This is a genomic window from Nocardia sp. NPDC003963, from assembly GCF_053605105.1.
Genome location: NZ_JBSGIP010000001.1, coordinates 1,338,095 through 1,359,237 on the forward strand (window position 1 = coordinate 1,338,095; position 21,143 = coordinate 1,359,237).

The 21,143-nt window shown below is 67.7% G+C and carries 19 protein-coding genes; 6 read left to right on the forward strand and 13 right to left on the reverse strand.

The genetic code is table 11. The features are described 5' to 3' along the window. Positions 1 to 12: 12 nt before the first annotated feature. On the reverse strand, positions 13 to 465 hold the full coding sequence (locus tag ACWEWT_RS06165; RefSeq protein WP_452556694.1) for a MaoC family dehydratase: 453 nt from the start codon (positions 463 to 465) through the stop codon (positions 13 to 15). A gap of 31 nt (positions 466 to 496) precedes the next feature. Further along, positions 497 to 1,651 carry an acyl-CoA dehydrogenase family protein gene (locus ACWEWT_RS06170; RefSeq protein ID WP_452556696.1) on the reverse strand — a complete coding sequence of 385 codons (1,155 nt, stop codon included), beginning with the start codon at positions 1,649 to 1,651 and terminating at the stop codon, positions 497 to 499. 211 nt (positions 1,652 to 1,862) lie between these two features. Here ACWEWT_RS06170 and ACWEWT_RS06175 point away from each other — a divergent pair, with 211 nt between their 5' ends. Genes ACWEWT_RS06175 through ACWEWT_RS06185 form a run of 3 tightly spaced genes read left to right on the forward strand, consistent with a single transcriptional unit; the run spans position 1,863 to position 4,552 of the window. Further along, the gene (locus tag ACWEWT_RS06175; protein WP_452556698.1) at positions 1,863 to 2,717 is read left to right on the forward strand and encodes an HpcH/HpaI aldolase/citrate lyase family protein; all 855 of its coding nucleotides are present in this window, start codon (positions 1,863 to 1,865) and stop codon (positions 2,715 to 2,717) included. Further along, positions 2,707 to 3,732 carry a MaoC family dehydratase gene (locus ACWEWT_RS06180; protein WP_452556700.1) on the forward strand — a complete coding sequence of 342 codons (1,026 nt, stop codon included), beginning with the start codon at positions 2,707 to 2,709 and terminating at the stop codon, positions 3,730 to 3,732. Before ACWEWT_RS06175 ends, ACWEWT_RS06180 begins: the two co-directional genes overlap by 11 nt. Positions 3,733 to 3,760: 28 nt before the next feature. Further along, positions 3,761 to 4,552 (forward strand): SDR family NAD(P)-dependent oxidoreductase, encoded by a 792-nt coding sequence (locus ACWEWT_RS06185; protein WP_452556702.1) that lies wholly within the window; start codon positions 3,761 to 3,763, stop codon positions 4,550 to 4,552. A 139-nt stretch (positions 4,553 to 4,691) separates the two neighbouring features. Here ACWEWT_RS06185 and dctP read toward each other — a convergent pair whose 3' ends face one another. Continuing rightward, positions 4,692 to 5,978: a TRAP transporter substrate-binding protein DctP gene (gene dctP, locus ACWEWT_RS06190; protein ID WP_452556704.1), complete on the reverse strand. Its 1,287-nt coding sequence runs from the start codon at positions 5,976 to 5,978 to the stop codon at positions 4,692 to 4,694. A gap of 203 nt (positions 5,979 to 6,181) precedes the next feature. On the opposite strand from dctP, the gene ACWEWT_RS06195 reads away from it, so the two are divergent. Then, positions 6,182 to 7,363, forward strand: a complete 1,182-nt coding sequence (locus ACWEWT_RS06195) for a CoA transferase (RefSeq protein WP_452556706.1) — start codon at positions 6,182 to 6,184, stop codon at positions 7,361 to 7,363. Continuing rightward, a complete protein-coding gene (locus ACWEWT_RS06200) occupies positions 7,360 to 8,763 on the forward strand; it encodes an amidohydrolase family protein (protein WP_452556708.1) in 1,404 nt (467 codons plus the stop codon). The genes ACWEWT_RS06195 and ACWEWT_RS06200 overlap by 4 nt, the downstream gene beginning before the upstream one ends. A 27-nt stretch (positions 8,764 to 8,790) precedes the next feature. On the opposite strand, the gene ACWEWT_RS06205 is transcribed toward ACWEWT_RS06200, so the two are convergent. From ACWEWT_RS06205 to ACWEWT_RS06240, 8 genes are all read right to left on the reverse strand, one after another. Then, positions 8,791 to 9,894: an acyl-CoA dehydrogenase family protein gene (locus ACWEWT_RS06205; protein WP_452556710.1), complete on the reverse strand. Its 1,104-nt coding sequence runs from the start codon at positions 9,892 to 9,894 to the stop codon at positions 8,791 to 8,793. Positions 9,895 to 9,940: 46 nt separating this feature from the next. Next, positions 9,941 to 11,200, reverse strand: a complete 1,260-nt coding sequence (locus ACWEWT_RS06210) for an acyl-CoA dehydrogenase family protein (protein ID WP_452556712.1) — start codon at positions 11,198 to 11,200, stop codon at positions 9,941 to 9,943. 2 nt (positions 11,201 to 11,202) lie between these two features. After that, positions 11,203 to 13,566 (reverse strand): CaiB/BaiF CoA transferase family protein, encoded by a 2,364-nt coding sequence (locus ACWEWT_RS06215; protein WP_452556714.1) that lies wholly within the window; start codon positions 13,564 to 13,566, stop codon positions 11,203 to 11,205. Between the two features lie 80 nt (positions 13,567 to 13,646). Then, positions 13,647 to 13,787 carry a hypothetical protein gene (locus ACWEWT_RS06220; RefSeq protein ID WP_452556716.1) on the reverse strand — a complete coding sequence of 47 codons (141 nt, stop codon included), beginning with the start codon at positions 13,785 to 13,787 and terminating at the stop codon, positions 13,647 to 13,649. A gap of 29 nt (positions 13,788 to 13,816) precedes the next feature. Next, on the reverse strand, positions 13,817 to 13,966 hold the full coding sequence (locus ACWEWT_RS06225; RefSeq protein WP_452556718.1) for a hypothetical protein: 150 nt from the start codon (positions 13,964 to 13,966) through the stop codon (positions 13,817 to 13,819). Between the two features lie 141 nt (positions 13,967 to 14,107). Further along, positions 14,108 to 14,860, reverse strand: a complete 753-nt coding sequence (fabG, locus tag ACWEWT_RS06230) for a 3-oxoacyl-ACP reductase FabG (protein WP_452556720.1) — start codon at positions 14,858 to 14,860, stop codon at positions 14,108 to 14,110. 29 nt (positions 14,861 to 14,889) lie between these two features. Beyond that, positions 14,890 to 16,089 carry a CaiB/BaiF CoA transferase family protein gene (locus ACWEWT_RS06235; RefSeq protein ID WP_452556722.1) on the reverse strand — a complete coding sequence of 400 codons (1,200 nt, stop codon included), beginning with the start codon at positions 16,087 to 16,089 and terminating at the stop codon, positions 14,890 to 14,892. Position 16,090: 1 nt separating this feature from the next. Further along, positions 16,091 to 17,275, reverse strand: a complete 1,185-nt coding sequence (locus tag ACWEWT_RS06240; RefSeq protein ID WP_452556724.1) for an acyl-CoA dehydrogenase family protein — start codon at positions 17,273 to 17,275, stop codon at positions 16,091 to 16,093. Positions 17,276 to 17,387: 112 nt separating this feature from the next. On the opposite strand from ACWEWT_RS06240, the gene ACWEWT_RS06245 reads away from it, so the two are divergent. Further along, positions 17,388 to 18,608: a CoA transferase gene (locus ACWEWT_RS06245; RefSeq protein ID WP_452556726.1), complete on the forward strand. Its 1,221-nt coding sequence runs from the start codon at positions 17,388 to 17,390 to the stop codon at positions 18,606 to 18,608. A gap of 123 nt (positions 18,609 to 18,731) precedes the next feature. On the opposite strand, the gene ACWEWT_RS06250 is transcribed toward ACWEWT_RS06245, so the two are convergent. Continuing rightward, complete coding sequence (locus ACWEWT_RS06250; protein ID WP_452556728.1) at positions 18,732 to 20,243, reverse strand: TRAP transporter large permease; 1,512 nt, start codon at positions 20,241 to 20,243, stop codon at positions 18,732 to 18,734. Further along, the gene (locus ACWEWT_RS06255) at positions 20,240 to 20,857 is read right to left on the reverse strand and encodes a TRAP transporter small permease (RefSeq protein ID WP_452556730.1); all 618 of its coding nucleotides are present in this window, start codon (positions 20,855 to 20,857) and stop codon (positions 20,240 to 20,242) included. Before ACWEWT_RS06255 ends, ACWEWT_RS06250 begins: the two co-directional genes overlap by 4 nt. Positions 20,858 to 21,143 lie beyond the last annotated feature (286 nt).

Genomic DNA, 21,143 nt, shown 5'->3' on the forward strand with positions numbered 1-21,143 from the left:
GAACTCGTTTCGTCATTCGACGAGGACGCGGATGGTCTCGGCGACGAGCGCCGGACGCTGCGCGCCCTCGATCTCGAGGGTGTAGCCGGTGATCAGTCGGGCGCGCCCGGCCGTACGCTCGAGCGATTCGAGCCGGGCGCCGCACCGGATCCGCGCGCCGACCGGAACCGGAGCGGGAAAACGGACCTTGTTCACGCCGTAATTGATCTTCATCCGCACGCCCGCGATATCGAAGAGCGCGCCGCCGAGTGCCGGGAGCAATGCCAGCGTGAGATAGCCGTGCGCGATGGTGGTGCCGTAGGGCCCCGCCGCCGCCCGTTCGGGATCGATATGGATCCACTGGCGGTCCTCGGTCGCCGCGGCGAACGCGTCGACCCGGTCCTGGGTCATCTCGAACCAGTCGCCGTAACCGAGATGGGTGCCGACCGCGGCCGCCACCTCATCGATTCCCCGGAACACCTTCATGATCCGGTCCCCCGGTCTGCGCCACGGCCGCTCACAACCCACCCCGTGCCACCAGTTGCGCGGCGATGACATTGCGCTGGATCTCGTTGGTGCCCTCGCCGACGATCATCAGCGGGGCATCGCGGAAGTAGCGCTCCACATCGTATTCGGTGGAATAGCCGTAACCGCCGTGGATCCGGACCGCGTTCAACGCGACCTCCATCGCCACCTCCGAGGCGTACAACTTGGCCATCCCGGCCTCCATATCGCACCGCTCGCCGCGGTCGTACATCTCGGCCGCGTGCCGGGTGAGCTGGCGGGCCGCGGTGAGCTTCGTGGCCATATCCGCCAGATAGTTACCGATCGACTGGTGCTTCCAGATCGGCTCGCCGAAACTCTCCCGCTGCTGCGCGTAGGCGAGCGAATCCTCGAGTGCGGCCGCGGCGACGCCGAGCGCCCGGGACGCCACCTGGATCCGGCCGGTCTCCAGGCCTTTCATCATCTGCGGGAAACCCTTACCGGGCACACCACCGAGTACCGCGTCCGCGGAAATCCGGTAGCCGGCGAAGGACAGCTCGCAGCTCTCGACTCCTTTGTAGCCGAGTTTGGGGAGATCGCGTGAGACGGTGAGCCCCGGTCCGTGCTCGACGAGCACGATCGACATCCCCCGGTGGCGCGGGGTCGAGTCGGGGTCGGTCTTGCACAGCAGCGCGATAACGCCCGCGCGGCGCGCGTTGGTTATCCAGGTCTTGGCGCCGTCGATCACCAGATCGTCGCCGTCGCGTCGGGCGGTGGTGGTCATGGCCTGCAGATCCGAACCGCCGCCCGGTTCGGTCAGGGCCATGGTCGCGCGGATCTCCCCGGTCGCCATCCGCGGCAGGTAGCGCTGCCGCTGTTCGGCCGTGCCGAACAGATCGATGAGTTTCGCGACCACCGTATGACCGCCCATGGCCCCGGACAGTGACATCCAGCCGCGGGCGAGTTCTTCGGTTACCTGGACGTAGCAGGGCATCGAGACCGGGGTGCCGCCGAATTCCTCCGGGACGGCCAGACCGTAGATACCGATCTGCTTCATCTGGTCGATCCAGTTCTCCGGGTAGGTATCGGCGTGTTCGACCTCCCGTACCGACGGCTTCACCTCCCGATCGATGAATGCGCGCACCGTCTGCACCAGGAGCGCTTCTTCGTCGTTCAGGTAATAGCTCACGCGCGATGTCCTCACCGTGTCGCGGGCCCGCCCGAGCCCGTGGATCTGTTACGGCCATACTCGACCAACCGGAAATAAATGTCAATCATGATAAGCAATTGCAGGATTTCGGTTAGATTGGTATCGGCCGGCATCGGCCGATACGCGCCGCACCCGGCCACCGCGACGACGAAACCCGCAGTTCTGCCCACGATCGAGAAGGAACCGCTCTATGAGACACCCGCGCCGGCGAGCAGCCCTGGTCGCCCCCGGCTCCGACGCCCACAAGGCCCGCAAAGCCCTGACCGGCACCGCGGACGAGGTGATCCTCGACCTCGAGGACGCGGTCACCGCCGCCCACAAGACCACCGCGCGGACGCTGGTCGCGGAACTGGTGGACGAATTCGGCGGCGACCGTGCCGTGTCGATCCGGGTCAACGGCCCCACTACCGAATGGTTCGCCGCGGATCTGCGCACCTGCGCCACCCTCGGAGAAGCCCTGACCTCGGTGGTGATACCGAAGGTCGAGAACCGCGCAGCGCTGGAAGAGGCGGACAACGCGCTCGCCGACGCCCCGGGTCTGTCCGTCCAGGCCCTGATCGAAACGCCCACCGGTCTCGGCGCGATCGACGAGATCGTCACTGCCCCACGCCTCACCACCGTGGTGATCGGATACGCCGACCTCGGCGCGGCCCTCGGCCGATCCCGCACCGCGACACCGGACCAGTGGCTGTTCGTCCAGGACCGCGTCCTGCACGCCGCGCGCGCGGCAGGTGTGCAGGCCGTCGACGGCCCGTACCTCGGTATCGCCGACGACGCGGAATTCCGCCGGGCACTACGCTGGGTCGCCGATCTCGGATTCGACGGGAAATGGGTCATCCATCCCGCGCAGATCGCCACCGCGCGGCAGTACTTCACCCCGACCGCCGAACAGGCCGAACAGGCACGGCGCGTGCTCCGTACCCTCGCCGAAGCCGCCGCGCAAGGCGCGGGCGCCGCTCGGCTGGACGGGCAGATGCTGGACGAGGCGGTGGCGGTGGCGGCCCGGCGCACCCTCTCGCTGACCGGAGCCCGCGATGAGTACTGACACCGTACGTACTGTCGGCGGGCCCTGTTTCGACGAACTCTCGCCCGGCCAGGTATTCGATACCGCGCCCGGAGTCACGCTCACCGACGGTCTCGCCGCGGTACACCAGAGCATCCTCGGCGACCGGCTGCGGCTACCGCTCGACAGCTCACTCGCCGCGGCCGTGGCAGGCGGTCCGGTCGCGCATCCGGGGCTGGTCGCCGATCTCTCGATCGGTCAGTCCACCCTCGTCACCCACCATGTGAAGGCCAATCTGTTCTATCGGGGTCTGCGGTTCCACCGGCTCCCGTTTATCGGCGACACCCTCTACACCACGACCGAAGTGGTAGGGCTGAAGGAGAATTCGCCCAGACCCGGCCGCCGGCCCACCGGACTGGCCGCCCTGCGGATCCGCACCACCGACCAGCACGGTGCCATCGTGCTGGATTTCCATCGCTGCGCGATGCTGCCGCTGCGCGCGCTGGAGGTACCGTCGCACGATCCCGCCGCACCGGACCGCACGGTCCACGCCGACGATCTCACCACGATCGGTTCGGACGAACCGACACCCTTCGAGGCCCCCGCCGGACTGGATCTCGCCGCCTACCGGCGTCGGGTGCCCGGGCCACATTTCGATCCGTCGCTCGCCGGCACCACCTTCACCTCCAGCGGCGATGTCGTCGGCAGCGCACCCGAACTCGCCCGGCTGACCCTCAATATCGCGGCCACCCACCACGACGAGCGCGTCGGTACGGCCGGTCGTCTGGTGTACGGCGGACACACCATCGGCCTGGCTCTCGCCCAGGCGACCCGCGCATTGCCGAACCTGGTGACCGTGCTGGGCTGGCAGTCCTGCGAGCACACCGGACCCGTGCACGAGGGCGATACGCTCACCAGCTGCCTGCACGTCGAATCCGCCGAACCACTGCGCACCGGCGGCGGTCTGCTGCATCTCCGGTCGTGTGTGTACGCCCACCGCGGGACGGACGCACCGGCCGCTGTCCTGGATTGGCGCTTCACCGCCCTGTTCGCCTGATCAACAACTACTGCCGAGAGGTATCACCATGAGCACCACCGGACGTCTGGCCGGCAAGATCGCACTCGTCACCGGTGCGGGTTCGGGGCTGGGCCGCGCCTCGGCCCTGCGCTTCGCCGCCGAGGGCGCGGCCGTCGCGGTCGTCGATCTCGATCCCACCGCGGCCGGTTCGGTCACCGCGGAGATCACCGCCGCGGGCGGGCGCGCGCTGCCCGTCACCGCGAACGTGACCTCCGACGCCGACGCGCAGCGCATGATCGCCGAAACCCTCGCCGAATTCGACCGGCTCGATATCGTTTTCGCCAATGCCGGGATCAACGGCGCCGGTAACGCGGCCGATACCACCGAGGACGAATGGGACCGGGTGATCGCGATCAATCTCAAGGGCGTGTGGCTGACCTCGAAGTACGCCCTCCCCCATATGATCGAGCGGCGCACCGGTTCGATCATCAACCAGGCCAGTATGGGCGGCCTCATCGGACTGCCCGGCATCTTTCCGTACACCGCCGCCAAGGGCGGCGTGATCGCCATGACCAAGCAGATGGCGGTCACCTACGGGCCGGACAACGTGCGTATCAACGCGATCTGCCCGGGAACCATCCCGACTCCGCTCGTCTACCGTTCCCGGGTCGACCGCGGTGCCGCCGAACCGGAGGCGGACCAGGCCGTGCTCGATGCCGACGCCGCCGCCCGCTTCCCCCTGCGCCGGTTGGGAACTCCGGACGATCTGGCCTCGATCGCGCTGTTCCTCGCCAGCGACGAAGCCAACTGGGTGACCGGTGGTATCTACACCGTCGACGGCGGTCGCAGCGCGTTCTGACAGCGACAGCGGAAGGCCCCCGGGACACCGAACCGTGTTTCCCGGGGGCCTTCGGCTCACCCGGACCCGCTCGTGCCGAACGCAACTCGGCACCACCGGTCCCCCGCCGATCCCGGCGGACCGCCGGGATCGGCACTCGTCACACCGGGCGCCGGTCGAGCAGGATCTCTTCGAAGACCCGCTGCACATAGGGCGCGATATCGATCTTTCCGGGCTTGTACCAATCGGCGAAGCCGTTGTAGTCCGTCTCGTTCCGGTAGCCGAGATCGGCGACGATATCGCTCCACTTCGCGGACTTCTCGCGCACCGCGTTCACGAACGCCCGCCCGTCCAGCAGCGCCGGATCGTCGGCCCGCTTCTCCACGATGGCGTCGTTGACCTTCCGGACCGCGGCCCGCGCGTCGTCGGAGAAGGGCACGACCGCCCCGCCGTACTGTTCGATCTTCCGCATCGCGTTCGCGGTGACCGGCCAGATCTTGTCCTCGATGGCCGCGGCGAGAAAGATATCGAGACGATCCCAGAGCAGCTGCCGGGCGGCCAGCGGCAGGTTCGCCCAGAGATCGGCATTGAAGACCATATTCCCGGTCGGCACGGCCAGTCCGGCGCCGGGGTCGATCACGGTATGCGGCGCGACCTCCACGATCCCGCCGATCGTGGCCGCCGACGGACTCACCATCGAACAGTCGATGACGCCACGCTGCAGCGCCTCGTAGGCTTCGGTGTAGGCCACCGAGGTCGAGGTACCGCCCAGGGCCTCGATCTGTTCGCCGGCCACCGTGCTGCCCACCGAGACGCTCTTACCGGCGAAATCGGACAACCGGGTGCTCGGTTGCGCGCAGAACAGTGCGTTCATCCCCGCGTTGTAGGCCGGCAGCATCAGCTCGAGCCCTTTGTCCGCGAACTCCGAGACGATCTCCGGTGTCTCGAACGCCACCTCGGCGGGCCACGCGTTGGATTGCAGCACACCGGTCACCACGCTCTGGTCCGACAGCACTCCCGCGTCGAGCAGCGCCGCCGAGGCCGGGAACTCCTTGGGCTCGTACACGGTCAGTACCTGGCCCATATCGAGACGTCCATCGCTCACGGCATCGTCGATCTCGGTGGATTTCGCGATCGCATCCGAGTACGCGAGATCGAAGGTGATCTTGCCACCGGACCAGTCCTGCACGGCCGCGACGTACTTCTCGACGAACGAGCCGGCCACCGAACCCTTCGCTCCGGGTGACTGCGTGTGCAGCAGGATGGGATCCATATCGACGAAGGCCGCCTGGTATTCGGCCTTCGTGGCGCCGAAGGCGACACTGGTACCACCTCCCCCCGCGCCGCCGACGCCGGTTTCGGCGCATCCGGCGAGTACGAGCGCACCGGCCGCGGCGAAGGCACCGGCGCGCACCAGGGCGCCGGTGCGGGTGAAGAACTTGGTCACTGGATCTCCCTTTGACGAGCCCGACGGCCGGAATGCGGTGTGAGCGAGGTCGGTCGGTCACACACAACCGTCGCGAGAAAAGTGAGGCGGCTCACTTTGATGATGCTAATCATGCGTCTGAATTAAAGTCTTGTCAAGATCTATGCGCATGATTATTAGCACGGGGTAACATCAGCGCCGTGTCCGGCACCTCGGGAGCAAGCGTGAGCGCGACAGCGCACCGGGTGCTCGACTGGGCCGAGAGCGGCGTGCCCGCCCTCACCGGATTTCCCGACGGTCCCGCGCTGATCCCACCCGGATCGGCGGCGACGATCGCGCGGCGGCACACCGACCGGATCGCGGCGATCACCGACGGCAGAGTCCGGCTGGACGGCGCCCGCCTGCTCTCCGAGCGCGCCGCGTTCACCGGATTCGGGCGCGGCGGTACCCACTCGGCCGGACGGCATTGCCGCCTGCTGCCCACTGCCGACGGGTGGGCCGCCGTCAGCTGCGCGCGACCCGACGACCCGGTACTGCTCGCCGCACTCATCTGCCGGGACGCCACAGACGATCCCTGGCCCGGCGTAGCGGACTGGCTGCGCACGCACACCGGCGCCGAACTCGCTGAACGCGCGGACCTGCTGGGGTTGGCCGCGGGGCCGGTCGCACCGGCACCGGCGGATCTTCCGCACCCGCTACAGCCGCGCCCGGTGCGGGGATTGCGCGTAGTCGATTTCAGCGCGCTGTGGGCGGGACCGCTGTGCGCCCACCTGCTGGGCCTGGCAGGAGCACGCGTCATCAAAGTCGAAACTCCCACCCGGCCCGACGGCGCCCGTCGCGGTGAACCCGGTTTCTACCAGCTGTTGCACGGCGGTCACGAATCCGTCGTACTCGACCCCGGCGACTCCGCGCAGCGCCGCGCGCTGAGCGAGCTCGTCGCCTCGGCCGATATCGTGATCGAAGCGTCGCGGCCACGCGCTCTTGCCGGATTCGGTTTGAACGCATCGGAGTTCGCCGCCGCAGGCGGTACCTGGATCTCGATCACCGCACACGGACGGGCCGCGAATCGGATCGGCTTCGGCGACGATATCGCCGCGACCGCCGGTCTGGTGGCCCGCGACCGCGCCACACCGGTGTTCGTCGGCGATGCGATCGCCGATCCCTTGGCGGGCCTGACCGCGGCGGTCCTGGCGATGTCGGCCCCCGGCGACGGATCCGGACGACTGTGGGATATATCCATGTCGGCGGTGGTGGTCGCGACACTCGGTCCCGATACGGCCGTGACTGCGGCGATCGACGAATCCCGCGTCATCGCACCGAGCCGCCGCGCGGCCACCGGTGACGCGCCCGAGGCCGGCCGGGACACCGAGGCGGTGCTCACCGAACTGGGTATACGCCCGCGATGACGAGTCTGCTGATCCGCGATGCCGAAGTATCGGGCATACCGGGTACCGATGTCCTGCTCCGCGCGGGTGTGGTCGCCGCGGTCGGTACGGATCTCCCCGCGGCCCGGGTCCCGGTACTCGACGCCGCGGGCGGAGCTCTGCTACCCGGCCTGCACGATCATCATCTGCACCTGCACGCGCTCGCCGCGGACACGGCCTCGGTCCGCTGCGGGCCGCCCCGGGTGCACACTGCCGCCGATCTCGCCCGCGTCCTGGCCACCGCACCGGGTGACGACTGGATCCGCGGGGTCGGCTATGTCGAAACCGTTGCCGGCCAGCTCGATTCCGCCACGCTCGATTCACTCTGCGCAGCACGACCGGTACGTATCCAGCACCGCAGTGGCGCCCTGTGGATTCTCAATTCGGCGGGAGCTCGCCGGATCGGCCTCGCGACGGCGGACGCACCGGGTATCGAGCGCGATTCCGCGGGCCGGCCCACGGGCCGGCTCTGGCGCGCGGACACCTGGCTCCGGTCACGGCTCCCCGATACCGGTCCGCCCGATCTCACCGACGTGGGCGCCCGGCTGGCCGGCTACGGCATCACCGGGATCACCGATGCGACACCGGATCTCACCGGCGATTCGCTCGCTCATCTGACCGCCGCCGCCATATCGGGCGCTATCCCGCAGCGGTTGAACCTGCTGGGTGTCCCGCTCGGCGGACAGAGTGGCCCAGGTGTTACCACCGGGGCGTACAAAATCGTCCTCGCCGATTCCGGGTTCCCCGAGATCGACACCCTGGTCGGCACCGTGCGGCAGGCGCACGCGCTCGGGCGCCCGGTCGCGGTGCACTGCGTCAGCCGGGAAGCCCTGCTCATCCTGCTCGCCGCCTTCGACGAGGCCGGGACGATACCCGGCGACCGCATCGAGCACGGTGCGGTCGTTCCGGGCGAATCCGTCGGCACGCTACGGCGTCTCGGGATCACCGTGGTGACCCAGCCGGGATTCATCGCGGCGCGTGGTGACGACTATCTCGACCGGGTCGAGCCGTCCGACCTGCCCGATCTCTACCGCTGCCGCAGTCTGACCGCGGGCGGCGTGGGGTTGGCCCTGTCCAGCGACGCGCCGTACGGTCCGGTCGACCCCTGGCAGATCATCGGCGCCGCGCTGGCGCGGCGCGCGCCCGACGGCCGTATCGTCGGCGCCGGTGAAACCCTCCGGGCGCCACAGGCACTCGAACGCTGTCTCGCGCCGTTACCCGAACCGGGTGGCCCGGCCCGGGTGATCACCGCCGGCGCGGCGGCCGATCTGGTGCTCCTGGACCGGCCGATCGAGCAGTTGCTCGCGGCGCCGACCGCCGCAGCGGTGCGCGCCACGATCATCGACGGCCGGACGGTATTCGGCCGGGAGGGCGGTGGGTGACGCGCGACCGCTCGGGCCACCCACCGGTCAGATCCCGACGAGCTCGGCGAGCAGCTCCGTATGGTGCGCCTGATCGCCGAAAAGCGGTTCGACCGCCTTCGCCCGCCGGAAGTACAGGTGCGGGTCCGCCTCCCAGGTGAACCCGATTCCGCCGTGGATCTGAATATTCTGTGCCGCACAGAGACTCAGGCATTCCGCTGCCTGCGCCTTCGCCATCACCGCGAGTCGCGGGAACTCCTCGTTGTCCTCGGCCGCGCAGAGGGAGGCGTACATGACGGTGGCCTGCGCGGCGTCGACCGCGATGGCCATATCCGCGCATTTGTGCTTGACGGCCTGGAACGATCCGATGGGGCGGTTGAACTGGACCCGCTGTTTCGCATACGCCACGGCCATGTCCAGCGCGGCCTCGGCCGCGCCCAGCGCCTCGTTCGCCAGCAGGATCCGCACGATATCCACCACCCGGCGGATCGCCACTGGATCGGCACCGAGCAGCGCGGCGGAAGCATCGGTGAATTCGATCGTGGCCACGGTACGGGTGAGGTCCAGTGACGGCCGGGCGGTCACCTCGATACCGGCCGCGCGGGCATCGACCGCGTACAGGGCCACCGCGTCACCGGCCGGAGTCACCGCCGGGACCACCAACAGATCGGCCACATGCCCGAAAGCGACATAGTCGAGGCGGCCGGTCAGCACCGGTGCCGCCGGATCGCCGCCGGCCCGCACCGGCGCGAACGCCACGTCGGTGTCCTGCGCACCGCTGAGCGCCAGCGTGCCGATCGCGCTGCCGTCGAGCAGATCCGGCAGCAGTTCGCTCTGTTGTGCCCGGCTGCCCAGCCGCAGCACGGCCTCGATGGCTCCGGTCGTGGTGATCATCGGTACCGGCGTGAGCGCGCGCCCCAGTTCCTGTGCGACGAGCGCGGTTTCGAGAAAGCTGAAGCCGCCCCCACCGAACCGCTCGTCGACGTGCAGGCCGGGCACCCCCATATTCGACGCCAGCAGGCGCCAGGTCTCGGCATCGTAGGTGCCCGTTTCGGCGATCTCGCGGACGCGGCTCATCGGAGCGCGTTCCGTCAGCAGCCGCCGCAGCGAGCTCCGGAATTCCTCCTGCTCGGAGTCGAAAGCGAAGTACACGGTTTCTTCCGTTCTTCGGTCCGCCGCGACGGCGGAGAGTAGCGGGTCAGGCGCTCTTGCGGCGGCCGATGTCCTGGAAGGGCCCGCCGTCCAGGCGGGGTTCCTTCGGCAGCCCGAGCAGTTGCTCGCCGATGATGTTGCGCTGGATCTGCGAACTGCCGCCGTAGATGGTGGCGGCTCGCGCATACAGCGCGATATCGGTCCAGCACCGGGACGAGTTGTCGGCGCCCGGATTGGGGGTCACCAGCATGCCGTCGTTACCGCCCCCGGCCGGGGTGAGTACCTCGAGCCCGAGGATCTGCATCCCGACCTCGGTGAGCCGCTGGAAGAATTCGCTCCAGATCACTTTCGAGAACGAGCCGTCCACTCCGTAGGAGCCACCGTTGAGCAGTTTCGTCAGCGCGCGATAACCGCGGAAACGCATGGTCTGCACCCGTGACCAGCACCAGGCGAGTTCGGCTCGGATCCGCGGGTCGGCGGTGAGCCCGCGTTCGCGGGCGAGTTCGATCAGGCGTTCCACTTCCCGGCCGAACCGCACGGCATCGGTGGTGGCCCGCACGCCGCGTTCGAAACCGAGCAGGGTGTTGGCGGTGTTCCAGCCGCCGCCCACCCCGCCGAGAACATACGAGGCCGGTGTCCGCGCGTCGGTGAAGAACACCTCACTGAAGGCGACGTAACCGGCGGCATTGACGATCGGCCGCACTTCGACGCCCGGCTGGTCCATCGGGACCAGCAGGAACGACAGGCCCTTGTGTTTGGCGACGGTGGCGTCGGTGCGGGCGATCACGAAGATCCAGTTGGCCTTGTGTCCCTGTGAGGTCCAGGTCTTCTGGCCGTTGATCACCCATTCGTCGCCCTCGAGTACCGCCCGGGTGCGCATTCCCGCGAGATCCGATCCCGCTTCGGGTTCCGAATAGCCCTGGCACCACACATGTTCCCCGGAGAGCATGCGGGGCAGGAAGTACTGCTTCTGTTCCTCGGTGCCCAGAACGGTCATGGTGTTGCCGAGCAATTTGATACCGAGGGTGTCGTTCTCGGTACCGTCCGGCACGCCGAGGCGCATGAGTTCTTCGTTCAGCACCACCTGTTCGATACTCGACAGACCGGCGCCGCCGAACTCCCGGGGCCAGGAGACCGCCAGCAGATCGTTGTCGGAGAGCACCTTGCGCCAGCTCGTGAGGAACTCTTCCTGTTCGATAACGGAAAGGGCACCGATACCCTGCCAGTTCTCGGGTAGCTCGGATTCGAGCAGTTCGCGCACGCGGGCGCGATAGTCCTGCGCCTCGGCCGGATACGTGATGTCCATGTTCAGGATTCCTTCGCCGCCGCGGTGGGCAGCTTGCATACGGTCGCCATCAGCGCGGCGACCTCGTCGGGGTGATAGCCGAGCCCGTCCAGGATCTCGGCCGAATGCTCGCCCAGCCGCGGACTGCCGCCCTTGAACCGGCCGGGGGTGTCGGACAGATGGATCACCATGCCCACCTCACGCGACCAGCCGTATTCGGGATGGTGGTGCTCGACGATACGGTTCGAGTCCAGCGCCCACTCCTCCCACAGCAGTTCCGGCATGATCGGATAGTCGAGCGGGATCTCGGCGGGGACATCGTTGCCGTCGAGCACCTCGAATGCCTCCGCGCTCTTCAGTTCCGCGAACCGGGACGCCAGCAGTTCGGCCAGGGCGTTCGCGTTCGCGGTCCGGTCCGCGACAGTGGTGAAGCGGGGGTCGGCATCGAGACCGGGCAGGTTCAGCGCCGCGCCGAGTCGTCCGAAGGCCGCGTCACCGAAGACGGCGAGGGCGATCCAGCCGTCGGCGGTGCGGTACAGGCGGTAGAGCGGGGACAGACCCATCTGTTCGGAGTCGAGTCGATGCGCGGGCACCGCGGCACCGTCGGGCGTGGCCGCGTGTTCACTGATCACGAACAGGCTCGAATGCAGTTGTGGGCTCTCGACGTACTGTCCCGCGCCGGTGTTCGCCCGGTGGTGCAGCGCCAGCAGCACGGTGACGGCGCCGAGGAAACCGTTGTAGAGGTCCTCGTTGCCGATCACCCGGCGGATCGGCGGGTTACCCTCCCCCGCGCCCTCGAAGTTCAGTCCGACCAGACCGGATACCAGCGGCGCGAACGATTTCAACGTCGATTTCGGCCCCGCCGAGCCGAATCCCGGGAGATAGGCGTAGATCAGGTCCGGGTTCAGCGCCTTCAGCTGCTCGTACCCGAGACCGATCTTCTCGGCCTTACCGGGCCGGTAGTTCTGCATCACCACATCGGATTCGGCCGCCAGACGGTGGGCGATCTGCTGCCCCTCCGGGGTGCGCAGATCGAGCGCGATGGTGCGCTTGCCCCGGTTGGCGCCCTCGAAAAGGTCCCCGAGCGGGCGCATCTGGTCGCCCACCAGGGGTTCGACCTTGATCACGTCGGCGCCGAGATCGGAGAGCAGGCGCGCGCCGAAACCGGTCGCGAAATACGAACTGAAGTCCAGTATCTTCACGCCCTGCAGGGGCGCGTTCACCGCGTCGCCGACCGGGGCGGGCGCCCACAGCGGCGAGCGGGCGATCTCACCGATGCGCTCGTTGTGCGCCCCGGACCGGGGCGCGGGACGCGGTGTGGCCGGCACCGACTTCTCGAAGCGGATCACCGGACCGATCTGGCGCAACGTGCCGTAGTCGTCGTCGGGTACATCGATCGCGACCTCGGCGAACCGCACCTGATCGTCGGCGAAGGTTTCCTCGGGGTGCAGGACCGGCAGCGCGGCGATATCGGCGGCGTGGAACAGCTCGAGCCATTCGTCGCGCGGCCGGGAGCGGAACGCCTCCGGCACCTTGTTACGGGCGATATCGAGTTCCGCCTCGTTCAGCGGTACCGCCATCTCCGGGCCGGCGATCGTCTGTGTCTGCTCGCCGAATCCCAGCAGATCCATCATCCGCTTGTACGAACCCGGTCCGCCGGTGTGCGGGATCAGCCATTGTCCGTCCGCGCACTGGAACGGGTCGGTGATCAGCCGTTTGCTGCCGAAACCCTTCTGGTTGCCGCTGCGCGCGAGATAGGAGATGTCCTGCTCGTTCCACCACCAGTTCATCGACGAGATCGCCAGCATCCCGTCCAGCAGCGAGGTGTCGACCTTCTGCCCGGTGCCGTTGAGTTTGCGCGCCCGCAGCGCCGCGAGGATACCGATGGTGGTGATGAAGGCCGTGCCGTAGGACACCGTGGGGTGCCCCATGAAGACCGGCCCTGCACGGTGACCCTGCTGTTCGGCCATCTGGCCGAGGCGAGCGTTGAGCAGGGCCTCGTATCCGGGGCGGGACGCGAGCGGGCCGTCGTTACCGTAACCGGTCACCGAGCAGTAGACCAGTTCGGGGAACTTCTCGTGCCACGGCTCGTATCCGATACCGAGGGCGTCCGCCCGGCCCGTGCCGAAGGATTCGACGAAGACATCCGCCCCGGCCACCAGCTGTTCGGCGACGCCCCGGCCCGCCGGGGTGCGCAGATCGGCTTCGACGCTCCACTTCCCGCGATCGGTCGTCTTACGCAACACCGAATCCGCGCCGCTCCCGCCGCCCGGACGCTCCAGTTTGACGACGCGGGCGCCGTAGTCGGCGAGCATCATCGTCGCGAGTGCGGCCGGCATTCCCCAGCTCGCATCGATCACGACGAGTCCGTCGAGTGGACCGGCCATCGGAGGCTCCTTCTTCTACACGATTGCCGCTCCCGTCGGCGGACACGGTGTGGCGGGACAAGAATGGGGGTGCCGCGGTCCTAGTCCGAGGACGGCAGCGGTTTGGCGGTGAGCAGTTCCATCGGCGCGCCGTGGCAGGTGAAGCGGCCCTCGCCCTTCTTCACGCAGATGACCTGGGTCCGGCAGGTCCCGCAGGTATAGCGCTTACCGGTTTCGTTCACGGTGTACTCCTCGATCTGGTGGCAGGCGGTCAGCGGCCCGCGAAAGTGATTTCGAGAGCGATACCGCAGCAGGTCAGCGCGGAGCCACCCGCAGTGGTGACGATCGCCTCGGAACCACATTCGTTGCAGCGCAACCGGCTTCCGTTGGTGGCCTCCGTGCCGGCAGTTGTCTCGGCCATATCCGCTCCTTCATCCGGGAACAGCACCGGCCGGAGCAGGCACGATGGCCCGTCCACCGGCACTGGACGTTATCCAGTTCACCATAATGATATTCATAGATTATGGCAAGGTGTGGCCCCTGCCCGCGGACCCCGGCGGGGTCACATCAGCCGGCCACCGGTCACTTCCAGGACGGTGCCGGTCATATAGCTCGACAGATCGCTGGCCAGGAACAGCACCACCGAGGCGACTTCGCTCGGCTCGCCCGCCCGGCCCAGCGGAATCTCTGCCATCTTCTGCTCCCAGATCCGCTCGGGCATGGCCTCGGTCATCGGGGTCCGGACCAGTCCCGGCTGCACGGCATTGACCCGCACATTCTTGAACGCGACCTCTTTCGCGGCCGCCTTGGTCAGGCCCACGATCCCGGCCTTGGCCGCCGAATAATTGGTCTGGCCGACGAGCCCGACCTTGCCCGACAGCGAAGAGATGTTGACGATGGCGCCGGCACCGTGCTCGCGCATCCGATTCGCGGCCGCCCGGGTACCGTTCCACGCACCCTTCAGGTGTACGGCGATGATGTCGTCGAAGTCCTGTTCGCTCATCTTGCGCATTGTCGCGTCCCGGGTCATACCGGCATTGTTGACGAATACGCCGAGCGGGCCGAACGCCTCCTCGGCGGCGTCGACCACGGCTTCCACCGCGGCACCGTCACGCACATCGCAGCGAACGAACCGGGCGATCTCCGTACCGCCGAGATCGGCCACCACCTGCGCGCCGGCCTCGGCATTGATATCGGCGACCACGACCTTCGCGCCCTCTCGCGCGAAGGCCCGCGCGATCTCCAGGCCGATCCCCTGCGCGGCCCCCGTGACGACGGCGACCTTTCCCTCCAGTAATCCCACTACCGCTCCCATCCGTGTCCTGTAGGCATCCGGCGCCGCGACTACTGCACGATTCCGGCCGACCGCATGGCCGCGATCTGCTCGCCGGTCAGGCCGATCCCGGCGAGCACCGTGTCGGTCTGCTCGCCCAGCCCCGGTACCGCACCCATTCGCAACTCCACATCGCGGAAGGTCATGGGCGGTAGTACCGCCCGGATCGGCCCGGCCTCGGTCTGCACCTCACGCCACCGGTCCCGGGCCGCGAGCTGCGGATGCGCGATCAGGCTCCGCATATCACCCAGTTGCGCGGCGGGGATCCCGGCATCGGCGAGCCGGCCGTCGAGTTCGGCGGTATCGCAGTCCCCGGTAAGCTTGCCGACCAGTTCGTCCACCTCGGTCCGGTGCCGCACCCGCTCGATATTGGTCGCGAACCGTGGGTCGTCGGCGAGTTCCGGACGTTCGAACACCTCGGTGACCAGCGTGCGCCAGCCCCGGTCGTTCTGCACCCCGATCAGGATCTGCCCGTCCCGGGTGGGATACGCGTCGTAGGGCGCGATGGACGCGTGCGACAAACCCATCCGCCGGATCTGCACATCCTGGTACATCTGCATATAGATCGAATGGCCGAGCCATTCCACGGTGGCGTCGAACATCGCGACGTCGATGGTCGCACCGATTCCGGTGCGCTCCCGGCGGAACAGCGCCGCTTGGATCGCCGACAACGCGTACATACCGGCGGCGATATCGGATGTGGGGATACCGGTCTTGGTCGCCGTCTCCGGCGTTCCGGTGATCGAGACCAGTCCGGTCTCGGCCTGGACGAGCATATCGTAGGCCTTACGGTCGACGAAGGGCCCCGAAGTGCCGTACCCCGACATATTGACCGCGATGAGTGCCTGATGGTTTTCGCGCAACTCCTCCGCACCCAGACCGAGGCGTTCGGCGGCACCGGGGGCCGAATTCTGGACGAACACATCCGCTTCCGCGACGAGCGTCCGCACCGCGGCCAGGCCCGCCTCGGATTTGAGGTCCACACACAGCGATTCCTTGCCGCGGTTGAGCCAGACGAAATGCGAGGCCAGGCCGTGCACCGCAGTGTCGTAGTTGCGGGCGAAATCGCCCTCCCCGATTCGTTCGACCTTGATGACGCGCGCGCCGAGATCGGCGAGATGCCGGGTGGCGATGGGTGCGGCTACGGCCTGTTCGAGGCTCACCACAGTGATCCCGGCGAGCGGCAACTCGCCTGTCGATGCGATATCCATCTCAGCGCCCCCCACCCGTGCCGGTCCGCGCGGCCTTGACCAGCGCACCACCGATGATCAGGCGCTGGATCTCACTGGTTCCCTCGTACAGCCGCAGCAGCCGGACATCCCGGTAGATCCGCTCGACGGCGACCTCCCGCATATAGCCGGTGCCACCGTGGATCTGTACCGCGAGATCGGCAGCGCGGCCGACCATTTCGGTGCAATAGAGCTTCGCCGCGGACGGGCCGATTCGCCGATCCTCGCCCGAGACGTAGCGTGCCGCGACTTCCCGGACCATCGCCCGGCCCGCCATCACCCCCGTGGCGATATCGGCGATCATGGCCTGCACCAGCTGGAAATCCCCGATCGGAGTTCCGCCCTGAGTGGCGGTGGCCGCGTATTCGACGGCTTCGTCGAGTGCTCGCTGGGCGGCACCCACCGACAGCGCCGCGATATGGACGCGCCCTCGGGCCAGCGAGGTCATCGCGGCCCGGTATCCGACATCCTCGTTACCGCCCACCAGCGCGGAGTGCGGAACGCGGACCCCGGTGAAGTGGACGTCGGCGGTCCAGGCTCCCTCCTGGCCCATCTTGCGGTCTTTGGGCGCGACCTCGAGCCCGGGAGTATCGGCCGGGACGAGGAATACCGCGATACCGGTACCGTTCTCATCGGCGGGCCGGGTACGGGCGAACACGACGAACAGGTCGGCCAGCGGCGCGTTGGTGATGAATCGTTTCTCGCCGTCGATCACCCAGCCGTCGCCGTCGCGGACCGCCTTGGTGCGCAGTCCGGAGGGGTTCGAGCCCGCGCCGGGCTCGGTCAGCGCGAACGAGGCCACGACGGCACCGGAGGCGATGCCCTCGAGCCACCGCGCCTTCTGGTCGTCGGTACCGAAGCCCACCAGCACCTGACCGGCTATGCCGTTGTTGGTACCGAACATGGATCGCAGCGACAGCGATGTGTAACCGAATTCCATTGCCAGTTCGACATCCTGGGTCAGGTCCAGCCCGAGACCACCCCACTCCTGAGGGATCGCGTAGCCGAACAAACCCATCGCCGCGGCGTCGCGGCGGATATCGTCGGGGATGCTGTCGGAATCCGCGATCTCCTGTTCACGTGGCACCACACCCTTACGGATGAACTCGCGTGTCTGCGCCAGGATGTCGGCGAAATCTTCCGGACCGACTGCCGAAATGGAGGCCATGGTGGAAGTATTGCCCCCTTCAATCATGCATGTCAATACTATGGTGAGATCTATTATCATTAATTATTGACGTGCCTGGTCAGAAGGCCGCACCGACCGAAAGAGTTCCCGAATGACCCGACCGGACTCCGCAGCCAAACCCTTGGCAGGGCTGCGCATCGTCGAGATCTCGAGCTTCGTAGCCTCCCCCCTGTGCGGACTCACCATGGCCCAGCTGGGCGCCGAGGTGATCCGGATCGATCCGCTCGGCGGTGCCGCCGATATCGACCGCTGGCCGTTGACAGCAGCCGGTGAATCCATCTACTGGACCGGACTCAATCGCGGGAAACGGTCGCTGACACTCGATCTGCGCAGCGAAACGGGACAGCGGATCGTCCGCCGCCTGGTGACCGCACCCGGCGACGGCGGCGGCATCCTGGTCACCAATGCGGGCGGCCGCCGCTGGATGAGCCATGAGGGCCTGGTCGCCGAGCGTTCCGATGTCATCACTCTGGAACTACTGGGCCGTCACGACGGCCGGCCGGCCGTGGACTACACCGTGAACGCCGCGCTCGGGTTCCCACAGATCACCGGCCCGCTCGACCACGCCGGCGTGGTCAATCACGTACTGCCCGCGTGGGACGTGGCCGCCGGACTGCACGCGGCACTCGCGGTCACCGCGGCGGTGCACCGCCGCGCGGCCACAGGACACGGCGCGCGGATCGTCCTCCCGCTCGAAGACGTCGCGCTCGCCACCGCCGGAGCGCTGGGGTATCTCACCGAAGTTCAGGTGAACGGTATCGGCCGGGCCGGTACCGGTAACGCTGTATACGGCACCTACGGCTCCGATTTCACGACCGCCGACGGCGAGCGGTTCATGGTGGTCGCGCTGACCACGCGGCATTTCCGCGATCTGACGGTCGTCACCGGGACCGAGCGGCCCGTTGCCGCACTGGAATCCGCCCTGAACGCCGATTTCGGGCAGGAGAGCGACCGCTTCGAGCATCGCGAGGTGCTCACCGCGCTGTTCGCCCGCTGGTTCCGGGGGCAGACCGCCGATGAAGTCGGCCGGGCACTGGCCGCGACCTCGGTCCTGTACGAGCGGTACCGCACGTTCGAGCAGACGGTCCGGTCCGGCGATCTCGCGGCGAACCCACTCTTCGCCCCGCTCGTCCAGCCGCGCATCGGCGAGTATCTCGCCGCCGCCTTGCCCGCATCGTTCGACGGCACCCATCCGCGAACCGGACCGGCCGCCGCACTCGGCGCCGACGGGCCGGCGGTGTTACGCGAGGTGCTGGCACTGACGGACGCCGAAATCGCGGCGCTCACCGAGGCGGGGGTACTGGGCGACTAGGACGAGCTGCCCCGACGCATCGGATCCGGTGGTGTTCGGGCTCGCAGCGGACATACACGCCGGACAGCGCGACGGCCGGAGAGGAAATTCCTCTCCGGCCGTCGTGTCCGCTACGGCGCGGGATCAGCCGGCGCTCGAACGATCCGGCAAGAAGGTCGCGATCTCCGGAAAGAAGATCAGGATCAGCACCACCACGATCGCCATCGGCAGGAACCACAGCGAAGCGACGAACACATCCTTCAACGGAATATTGCGCCCCAGGTTGACCTCCGGATCCTTGGCGATGGAGTGGATGACCATCGCCAGCACACCGACCGGCGGCGACAGGATGGCCAGCTCGCCCATGAACACCGTGAAGGCGCCGAACCACAGCAGCGAGATATCGAGCGCCTCCAGTGTGGGGATCAGGATCGGGATGGTGAGCACCATCATCGGCAGCGGTTCCATGAACGCCCCGAGCAGCAGATAGACCACCACCATCAACAGCAGGAACTCGACCCGGCCGAGATCCATACCGGCGATGAGATCGGCGAACCCGTTACTGATACCGCTGAGCGTCATCATGCGGGACAACGCTTCGACACCGACCAGGAGCAGGAACACCGCACCCACCGTGGACACCGTGCCGACCGCACCGTCCGCGAGCGCCCGGAACGCTCCACCGGTCTTCCGCTTCCACAGCAGCACCACGGCCACCGAGCACAGCGCCGCCGCGGCACCGGCCTCGGTCGCGGTGAAGATGCCCGAGAGCATGCCGCCCACGATCACCAGCATCAGTACCGGTACCGGCCAGGCCTGAGCGAGACTGGTGAATTTCGCTTTCCAGGAGATCTTCTCGGTGCCCCGGCCGAGATTCGGCCCGGCGAGTCCCTTGCCGAATACGGCGAAGCCCACGATCGCGAGACTGAACAGAATCGCCACCAGAATGCCCGGGCCGATACCGGCCAGGAGCTGTTTACCCACCGGGACTTCGGCGATACCGGCGTAGAGCACCAGCAGGATACTGGGCGGGATCAGCTGACCCGGCAGCCCGGCCACGATAACCGCGCCGACCGCCAGCCGGCGATCGTATCCCGCCTTGAGCATCTCCGGGATACCGATCCGGCCGAGCGCGTAGGCGGTACCGGTGGTCGATCCGCTGACCGTGGCCAGTCCCGCGCCGGCCACATTGGTTCCCACGGCCAGGCCGCCGGGCAGCCAGCCGAGCCAGTGCCGGGCCACCGTATAGAGATTCGCCGTCAGTCCGGACCGCCACATCAGCAATCCCATGAGCACGAACATCGGCACCACGCTGAGAGTCCAGCTCGCGACTTGATCATAGGGCAGCGACGACAGCGCGCTGACCACCGTCTTCTCACCACGTAACGCGTAGAGACCGGCGAAGGACGGAATGATCATCGTCATCGCGACCGGTACCCGCAGAAGCAGCAGCGCCAGCATCATCACCAGCGCGGCGCAACCGATCGCCTGCGGTTTCAACGGCATGAAGATCGCCGCGACCGAGCCGGCGAGCACGACGAGCAGGACGCCGAAAACGGTCCACGAACGGACGGTGTGCGTACGGCTCGGGCCCACCGGTGGAGGATCGACCGGACGGCTGCCCGTGTTGTCCGCGGGCACGGTGGTGGTGGTCATTTCTTCTCCGAATCCGATGTCGTGCCGACCGGAGCCGCGGCACCGGTCTCGATCTCGTCGATGCTGTCGGCCTCGCCCGCGCGGTCGGCCTCGCCTGTGCTATCGGCCCCGTCCGCGTCCTCGCCGCCGCGCAGTGCCCGGACGGCGGCGAAACCCAGTTGCACCGCGAGTACCGCGAAGGCGATCGGCACCAGGAACAGCACCGGCCACGACACCACCGTCGACACACCGGCCGTCTGGCCGATATCCCGGGCGTGCAGCGCTTCCGCCAGGCCGTACCGGGCGAAACCGGCCATCACGATCAGCGCGGCCACATAACCGGTGGCCAGCACCGCCCGGCGGACCCGCCGCGGGAAGTAGTGGGTGACCAGATCCGCGACGATGTGCTCGCCACGGGACTGCGCCGCCATGAACCCGAGCAGCGCGATGATCGGCAGGTAGATGTACTGCGTGATCTCGAGCGTGTTCTGGATGGGACTCGAGGCGAACGCCCGGAGCAGGGCGTTGGCGGTCACGTGGAGCATCATGACGAAGAGCACGATGACTGCCGGGACCTCGATCAGGAGCCGCAGCCGGTGGGGCCGTGCGCTCGTAGCGCGCGTCGATGCGCTCATGTGAACTCCGCAGGATTGAGGGGATGGAATGCGGTGACATCCGGCAGAAACCACACGGACCGGCCGCGGCTGTTCCTGTCGTGATCCACGTCACCGAAGACGTGCATATCATTCGCCTGGTTTCACCCGAAAGTCAAGCTTTCATGCGAATCATTTGCCTGTGATGACGATCCACGGACCGCGCACCGACACCGGATACGCAGGTGAGCGACTTGACGAACCCGAGACTCGCATCACAGAATCACCAATAGATGATTACCATTATCTGGATTTCGAGACCCCGCAC